The organism is Archangium sp., from assembly GCF_036389735.1.
Classification (GTDB): domain Bacteria; phylum Myxococcota; class Myxococcia; order Myxococcales; family Myxococcaceae; genus Archangium.
In genome coordinates, this window is sequence record NZ_DASVWK010000949.1 from 1 (window position 1) to 7,788 (window position 7,788).

Annotated in this window: 6 protein-coding genes and 1 pseudogene; 3 read left to right on the top strand and 4 right to left on the bottom strand. The window is 71.5% G+C overall.

The features are described 5' to 3' along the window. Window positions 1–471, top strand: a pseudogene (locus VF794_RS33790) (hypothetical protein); the annotation flags it as partial. A gap of 76 nt (window positions 472–547) precedes the next feature. Beyond that, window positions 548–1,018, top strand: coding sequence for a DUF4440 domain-containing protein (locus tag VF794_RS33795; protein WP_331117242.1), 471 nt, complete (start codon window positions 548–550; stop codon window positions 1,016–1,018). Window positions 1,019–1,042: 24 nt separating this feature from the next. Here the strand turns inward: VF794_RS33795 and VF794_RS33800 are convergent, their stop codons facing one another. Further along, entirely contained in the window at window positions 1,043–2,014 is a 972-nt protein-coding gene (locus VF794_RS33800) for a homoserine kinase (RefSeq protein ID WP_331117243.1), read from the bottom strand. Between the two features lie 153 nt (window positions 2,015–2,167). Here VF794_RS33800 and VF794_RS33805 point away from each other — a divergent pair, with 153 nt between their 5' ends. After that, entirely contained in the window at window positions 2,168–3,763 is a 1,596-nt protein-coding gene (locus VF794_RS33805) for a tetratricopeptide repeat protein (RefSeq protein WP_331117244.1), read from the top strand. Here VF794_RS33805 and VF794_RS33810 read toward each other — a convergent pair whose 3' ends face one another. Genes VF794_RS33810 through VF794_RS33820 form a run of 3 tightly spaced genes read right to left on the bottom strand, consistent with a single transcriptional unit; the run spans window position 3,764 to window position 7,647 of the window. Further along, on the bottom strand, window positions 3,764–4,258 hold the full coding sequence (locus VF794_RS33810) for a hypothetical protein (RefSeq protein WP_331117245.1): 495 nt from the start codon (window positions 4,256–4,258) through the stop codon (window positions 3,764–3,766). 13 nt (window positions 4,259–4,271) lie between these two features. Next, complete coding sequence (locus VF794_RS33815; RefSeq protein WP_331117246.1) at window positions 4,272–5,612, bottom strand: cyclic nucleotide-binding domain-containing protein; 1,341 nt, start codon at window positions 5,610–5,612, stop codon at window positions 4,272–4,274. 37 nt (window positions 5,613–5,649) lie between these two features. After that, complete coding sequence (locus tag VF794_RS33820) at window positions 5,650–7,647, bottom strand: FHA domain-containing protein (RefSeq protein ID WP_331117247.1); 1,998 nt, start codon at window positions 7,645–7,647, stop codon at window positions 5,650–5,652. Window positions 7,648–7,788 lie beyond the last annotated feature (141 nt).

The following is a 7,788-nucleotide window of genomic DNA, read 5'->3' on the forward strand; positions in this document are numbered from 1 at the left end:
GTGCTCGCGCTCGCCCCCAGCCCGGAGGTGACGCGCACCGCCCAGGTGAAGCTCGCCGCGCTGGAGTCCGAGGCCCGCGCCGGCCCCGTCCAGGCCTACTTCCGGGAGACGCACGAGGAGCTGCGCCTGCTACGGCTGGCCACCGCCCTGGAGGCCACGCCGAAGGACCCCTACCTGCACTACCTCCTCGGCCGACGGCTGCGCCAGGTGGACGCCCCCGCCCAGGCCCTGCACCACCTCTCCCGGTCCCTGGAGGGCGAGCTGCCCGAGGCCATCCGCCGCGAGGCCCTCCGCCTCCGGGTGGAAACGGCCTACCTGGCCGGGGACTGTGGGGCCGTGCGCCACGAGGCCGGCGCCCTGCCCGACTTCGGCCCCGCCTTCCGCACCGTGGCCACCGAGTGGGTGGAGCGCTGCGACTTCGACGACAGCCACTTCCGCGGCCCCCTGGTGCCCCGCGACACCTTCCGCTAGACGCACCGGCCTCACCCTTCCGGCATGGGGAATGCACCTCCCCCTGCCCGGTTGTCCCTCACGGAGACTCACGACCATGAACGTCCGCCTGCTCCTCGCCAGTGCCGTCCTGCTGCTCGCCGCGGCCTGCGCTCCCCGCAACATCCCGGGCACGCAGATCCCCGACACCGATGACTCCCGCGCCATCCTCAAGGTGATGGAGCAGTACCGCGTCGCCATCGAGGCGCGCGATGCCAGGGCCATCCAGCAGCTCGTCTCGAAGTCCTTCCGCGACAACGCCGGTACCGAGGACCCCGAGGACGATCTCACCTACGACAACCTGCCCCAGGCGCTCCCCGCCCTCCTCTCCCGGCTCGAGTCGCCCCGGGTGGACCTGGACATCCGCCAGGTCGACCTGAAGAAGAACGGGGTGGCCACCGTCATCTACTACTGGAACGCGAGCTGGCGGGTGCCGGGGCTGCTCGACAGGCCCCAGCGCGAGTCCGAGCTGGAGCAGATGCACCTCCAGAAGGAGGACAACCAGTGGAGGATCGTCTCCGGCTTCTGAGTCGCTGACGCTGGCGGCGCGCGCTCACACCCCGGCGAGCGCGCGCAGGCCCCCGGCCCCCATCTGCGCCAGGGCCCGGGCCCGGGCGAGGTAGGTGCGGAAGTCCTTCGGTGCCAATTTGTCAGGCGGCAGCCCGGAGAGGTGGAAGTCGCGGATGCGGCTGGCGGTGTAACGCACCGCACCGAAGAGGGCGTGGCCGAAGAGGGACTCCAGCTCCGCCGGCACCAGCGTGCGCTGCACCTGGTAGCCGCGCAGCAGCCCCCGGCACAGCTCCGGCTGGTACTCCCCGTCCTCGAAGCACCACGCGTTGAGGGTGATGGCCACGTCCAGCCCGTACGCGTCCCGGCAGGCCATCTCGAAGTCGAAGAGGGCGCTCACCCGGTCCCCCAACCACTTCACGTTGTCCATGAAGAGGTCCGCGTGGATGACGCCGCGCGGCTCCAACCCCCCGCGCTCCTCCTGGGCCCGCGCCAGATAGACCTCCAGCTCGGCGGCGATGGCGGACAGCTCCACGTCCGGGTGCTGGCGCAGCCCCTCCAGCCAGCCGCGAACCACCTCGGGGCCGTAGGGGTTGGTGCGCGAGCCCGCGAAGGACAGGGTGACGCGGTGCAGCTTGCCCAGCTCCATGCCCAGCCCCTCCAGGTGCTCGGGGGTGAGCTGCGCGCGGGTGAGCTCCTCGCCCGGCAGCCACGCGAAGACGCTCACCCGCCCCCCCTGGAGCTCCAGGAAGGGCTGGCCCTCGCGCGTGGAGACGAGCCGCGGCGCGGGGCAGTGGGACTCGTTGAGCAGCGCCAGCAGATCCGCCTCGAAGCGCAGATCCGCCGCCGAGCGCACCGTGGTGTGCCGCACGAAGTAGCGCCCCGAGGTCGTCACCAGCCGGTAGTTGGAGTTGATGGAGCCCTGGGGGATGCCGGTGGACTCGCGCACGGGCCCCAGGCCGTAGGCCTCCGAGAGCCGGGCGAAGGTGTCCGCATCGAGCGTGGTGTAGAGCGCCATGATGATGATGTCCTTCCGGGGAACATTCGCCGCCCCGCGCCGGCCGCCCCGCGTTGACACCCCGGGGTACCGGTCCTATCTACGAGCGGGCCCATCGTCTCATTACATAAACGTCTGAAAGCATTCAAATTCTCGTTTCGGGAAGGAGTCTCCATGGCCGCGAAGGATGGAACCAACGGCGGACACCCGGGCGGGCGGCGGCGGGAGAGCCTGACGAGCGCGCTCGTGCAGGTGGGGGTGGTGGCGGTGGTGCTGGCCGGAGCGGTGACGTTCCTGGTGCACCGCGGCACGGTGAAGCAGAAGGTGGAAGCGCGGATGAAGGCGGCGCGCATCGCGGCCCAGCGCGACAACCCGGCGGACCTGCGCAAGGCGCTGACGGAGCTGGACGCCCTCTTCCAGCTCGACGCGGACGCACGAGACGCCCAGGCCCTGGCCGCGGACGTGAACGCGCGGCTGTGGCTGGAGTACCGCCAGCCCGAGGCGGAGGCCCGCGCCCGCGAGCACCTGGCCCGCGCCGAGGCGTTGGACTCGCGCTCCGGTGAGCGCCACGGGGCCAAGGCGCTGGTGCTGCTGGCCGAGGGCAAGGCCACCGAGGCGGAGCAGTACCTCGAAGGGTTGAAGACGCAGGGGGCCAAGAGCCCCAAGCTGGCGCTGGCCGAGGCCGAGGCGCTGCTGGCGCGCGGACGGCTCTCGGAGGCACGGCAGGCCTTCGCTCGGGCGAGCGAGGCGGGCTGGAGGGAGCCGCGCTACGCCGTGGCCCATGGCGAGGCCCTGCTCGACGAGGGCATGTACGTCCAGGCCGCCGAGGCGCTGAAGCGGGCCACGGCCGCCAACCCGGACCACCTGCGCGCGCGCCTCTCGCTGGTGCTCGCCCAGCTGTACCAGGGGATGGGGCAGGACGAGGCGACCCGGACGATCTCCGAGGTGCTGGCGCGGGAGGCGGAGCTCAGCCCGTCGCTGAAGGCCCGCGCGCGGGTGGTGCGGGCGGCGCTCGCGCTGACGCAGGGCAACGCGGACGAGGCCCGGACGGCCGCCGAGGAGGCGCTCACCATCACCCCGGACGAGCACCATGCCCTCTTCGTGCGCGCACGGGCGCTGGCCTTGAAGAAGGACCCGGGAGCGCGCGCGGGCTTCCAGGAGGCGGTGGCGAAGCGGCGCACGGCTCCCCTGCTCTACCTCGACGGCGCGCGGGCGCTCCAACAGGCGGGGGATGGCGAGGGCGCGCTCGGGCTGCTGGACGCCTACGAGACCGTCTTCCGGGACGTCCAGGTGTCCGTCGCCGAGGGCAAGACGGCGAGCGCGCTGGAGCGGGATGAGCGCTACTGGCTGGCGCGGGGCAACGTGCTGGAGGGCCTGGGCCGCGCGGAGGACGCCATGGGGGCCTATGACCGGGCCCTGGCGGTGAAGGGCGTGGGCCTGGCGCGTGCGCAGTACGCGAAGGCCGCGCTGCTGATGGCGCGCAAGGACTACGACGGGGCGCGCCCGCTGCTGGTGGAGGTGGCCCCGGAGAGCGGCCAGGGCGCCATGCCCGAGGCCTACGCGGCCATGGGCGAGCTGCTCTTCGCCAAGGGCGAGTACGCCACCGGGTGCCAGCACTACTTCTTCGGGCTGAGCCGCGAGCGGCTGCTGGGAACGGCCCCGGAGACGTTGAAGGCCAAGGCCTCGGACGTGGAGAAGCGGCTGGTGGCCGCGGGACAGTCCTCCATGGCCAAGGCCTGGAAGACCGAGGCGGACACGCTGCTGCGGTAACTAGAACAGCTCGGTCGGGCTCAAGGAGCGGTGGCGCGCCTGGACGATGCGCCACTCCCCGTCGTCCTGCTTCTCGAACGTGCCCTCGATCATGTAGGCGCTCAGCACGCTGTCCTGCGCGAGCGTCTCGAGCTGCTCCGCCTCGGAGCGACCGAAGATGATCTTCATCTGCACGTCGCCCCGGCTCGGATTCACCTCCGTGACGTTCAGATCCTTCACGAAGATGCGGACCCAGCTGCCTCGCAGCACCTGACCGAGCAGCACGCCCTTCACCTGCTGCTTGTTCCACCCCTCGCCCGTCTGGAAGTTGTCGGAGACCCCCTCCATCAGCTCCGCCATGTCCTTGCGCTCGGCGGACTCGGTCATCTGAATCACCTTGCGCGTGATGGCCTCCTTCACCCCGGGCTCCTCCCGGGGCCAGAAAGCCAGCACCGCGCCCGCGGCCAGCAGCGCCAGCGCCAACCCCAGCACGTGCCCTCTCGACAACGTCACCATGCGCTCTCCCACTTCACGCCGTCCCGGTCCCTTCGCCTTCCAGCAGCAGTTCGTCCGCGTCGAGGATCTCCGCGGGTCGTAGCGCCTCGCCAATCTGCTTCAGCCGGCGATCCGAGAGCTGCTCCAGGTACTTCTTGATGTGGGGGTACGTCTTCACCAGCTCGTTGAAGGCCCCGCGCTCCAGGAAGGACGTGGCCGTCTTGCGCAGCGACACCACCGTCGCCGTGGCGCGCAGGCCGGTGAGCAGGGAGATCTCCCCCGCCACCTCGCCCTCGCGCAGCACGCCCAGGCGCACGGTGCCGCCCGCCGGATCCTCCTTCTGCACCACCAGCTCCCCCGCGAGCACCAGGAAGAGGCCCGGCGAGTGCTCGCCCTCCACCAGCACCTTCTCCCCGGGCTGCAGCGCCCGGAAGGAGAAGCGCTGGAGCAGCGCGGCCCGCTCGGACTCGGGCATGGGCTGGAACAGCGGCGAGTTGGCCGTCAGGTTGCGCTCCATTCGCTTCTGCGCGAAGGCGGCCAGCACCTGCGGCACCGACGGGAAGCTCTTGGCCACCGCGTTGAGGTGCTCGCGGCGGATCTCGAACACCTCCATGTCCGAGACGGCCGTGACGGTGGCCGAGGGCGGCGCGCCCGTCAGCAGCGTCAGCTCTCCGAAGATGGAGCCGCCCCCGAGGAAGCCCAGCGTCCGCTCCTCACCTTCCGCCCGCCGCGTCACCTCCGCCTTGCCCGCGACGATGACGTGCAGCCGATCCGTGTTGTCGCCCTCGGCGCTCACCACGCCCTCGGGCTTGAAGCTCCGGTAGCCCATGCGGGCCACCAGGTCGATGAAGGCATCGCGCTCCAGGTCCGCGAAGAGCGGCAGGGGCGGCCGGTCGTTCGGGTTGGCGGAACCGCCCGGGTCCGGCGCGGCAAGCACCTCGATGGCCCGGTCGCTCAGCTCCTCGCCGGCCAGCCCCATCAGGTCCGTCTCCACCTTGCCGTCGAAGAGCGTCTCGGGCGGCAGCGGCGGAGGTACCGAGGCCCGTCCCGCCACGTTGCGCGCCGCGCGCGCGTGCAGCCGGATGAGCGTGTCCCGCAGCCGCCGCTCCTGGGGCGCCAGCTCCAACCCCAGCTTGCACGCCGCCATCGCGGACAGCAGGTAGTCGCGCCGCAGCAGCCCCTCGGCGCAGGCGTGGTACACCGTCACCGCCCGCTCGCGCTCCCCCAGCTCCGCCAGACACCGTGCCGACAGCAGCCGCGAGCGATGATCCGCGGGCATCCGACGCACCGCCTCGGCGAACACGGCGAGCGCCCGCTCGAACTGGCGGTCCTCCAGGAGGTCCATCCCCAGTTCCCGTAACGATGACTCGTTCATCCCTCTCCTCCTCGCACCATGCCCCACCCTAACCCACTCACGGCTGTTCGAGGGCCAGGAGTTGCTCCTCGGCCAGGCTCTTCACCTCGGAGCCCTCGGCGGCAAGCTGGGTAATCAGGCGGAACTTCTGCGCGGAGCCCTCGGGATCCCTGTCGCGCTGGACGTAGGCCTGCTTGAACAGGTCCTCCAGCTTGCCCTGGATGGTGTCCATCGCCGCGCGGGCCTTGGCGTCGTCCGGACGCAGACGCAGGGCCTCGTTGAGGAAGCTGGCCGCGGTGGCGATGTCGTTGCGCACCAGCGCCGCCTTGCCCGCCACGACGGCCGACACCGCGAGCTGGCCATCGAGGGTGTCCCCGAGGGGGCCCTGGAAGCCGATCCGCCGGTACAGCTCCGCCGAGGTGCGCAGCGGGCGAGCCGCGGACTCCAGCGCGTTCGACTGAAGCTTGCGCTGGGCGTCCTGATAGACGCGCGCGAACTGGGGGATGAGCGTCTTGAGCTGCCTGGCCCGCTCGCGGATCTCCTTGTCGGAGCGGTTGGCGTCGATGACCCGATCGCACTCGAGCGCGGCGCGCGAGTAGTCGCCCGCGGTGAAGCGCGACTCCACCGAGCTGAAGGTGGCGACGATGAACGCCTCGCGCTGCTCCTTGGAGCGCCGGGCGGCGGCGGCCCGCTGGGCCCTGTCTTGAGCCGCCGAGTCCGCGGCCTCCGCGGCGAGCAACGACTGCAGCTCCCCCAGCTTGCCCAGGTAGCGCGGCTGGCGCTCCAGGGGCAGCCGCTGGATGAGCGCCCGCGCGCTCTCCACGTCCCGGGCCTCCAGCGCCGACTCCACCTGCTTCACCAGGTACTCGACCGCCCGCGTCTCCACCTCGGCCTCGAGCTTCTTGCGCTGGTCCTCCGTGCCCTGCGCGACGCCATTCGGCGTCTTCTCCAGCAGCTCGCGCGCCTCGTCGAAGTGGTGCTCCTCCAGGAGCTGGCGCACCCGCGCGAACGCCTGGACGATGGACAGCTCCCTGCGGGCCTCGTTCAGGAAGCCCTCCGGGTCCACGCCCGGGAAGCTCGCCTCGGCCTCCTCCGCCAGCCGCACCGCCTCGGCATGGTCCCCGCTCCGGAAGGCCTTGCGTGCCTCCTGAAGGAGCGTCCGGGCCATCTCCTGTTTGGGGTTGGGCGGCGGCGGGGGCGGCGGGCCCCGCTTGATGAAGAGGACGCCTCCGCCGATGAGGGCGATCAGCACCACCAACACGGCCGCCGCCATGAGCCCCATCCGGTTCTGCTTGGGCGGGTCGCGGCGCGGGATGTCGTTGATGTGGCGGACCTCCGTCTTCTTTTCCTCCTGGCCATTGGCCGCCGACTCACCGCCCTCGGCCGACGGGGCCCCCGCGGCCGCGGCCTCGGCGGCCTTCTTCTCGGCCTCCTCCTTCTCGCGGGCCTGGCGCTCGGCCTCCTCCTTCTCCTTGCGCTCCGCCTCCTCGGCCTCGGCGCGCATGCGCTTGACGCGCTCCCGCTCGTCCACGAAGCGCAGGCTCGTGCGGCCAATGGCGATGACGTCGTCGTGGACGAGGTTGCGCTCGTCCACGCGCTCGTCGTTCACCTTGGTGCCGTTGCCACTGCCCAGGTCGCGCAGCAGCACGCCGCTCTCGCCGCCGAACACCAGCTCCACGTGGCGGCGCGACACGGACTGGTCGTTGAGCACCAGCTCGCAGTCGAGCCCCCGGCCGATGACCATGCGCACGGTCTTGAAGCGCTTGCGCTTGCCCTCGTCCGGGCCTTCGATGATCTCCAGCGACAGGGGCGGGCCGGCGCGCGTGGCGTCCGGGTTGTCGTCGTCGTCCTCCAGCGCGGGAATGTCCTCCTCGCCCGTGCCGCCGTCGTAGTCCCCCTCCTCCTCGGAGAACGGCAACTGCTCGGGGTAGGCCTCCGCCTCCTGGCGGGGGGCATTCCGACGGAGCTCGGCGGCGGACTTGATGCGGGTGCTATCCGCTCCGGACTCTTCGGACGGTTCGGCGGGCCTGCGGGAGGGGCGGCGAGAGGAAGCCATACGGGCCGGCATCTTAGGCTGCCGGACTCATTGGGGAAAACGTGGATGGAGGCTCGGCGAGCGATCTCGAAGCAGCCGACCAGGAATGCGCTCGTGAGGCACGGAAGGACGCCTGGAGCAGGCTGGAGTCACGTCACTCGG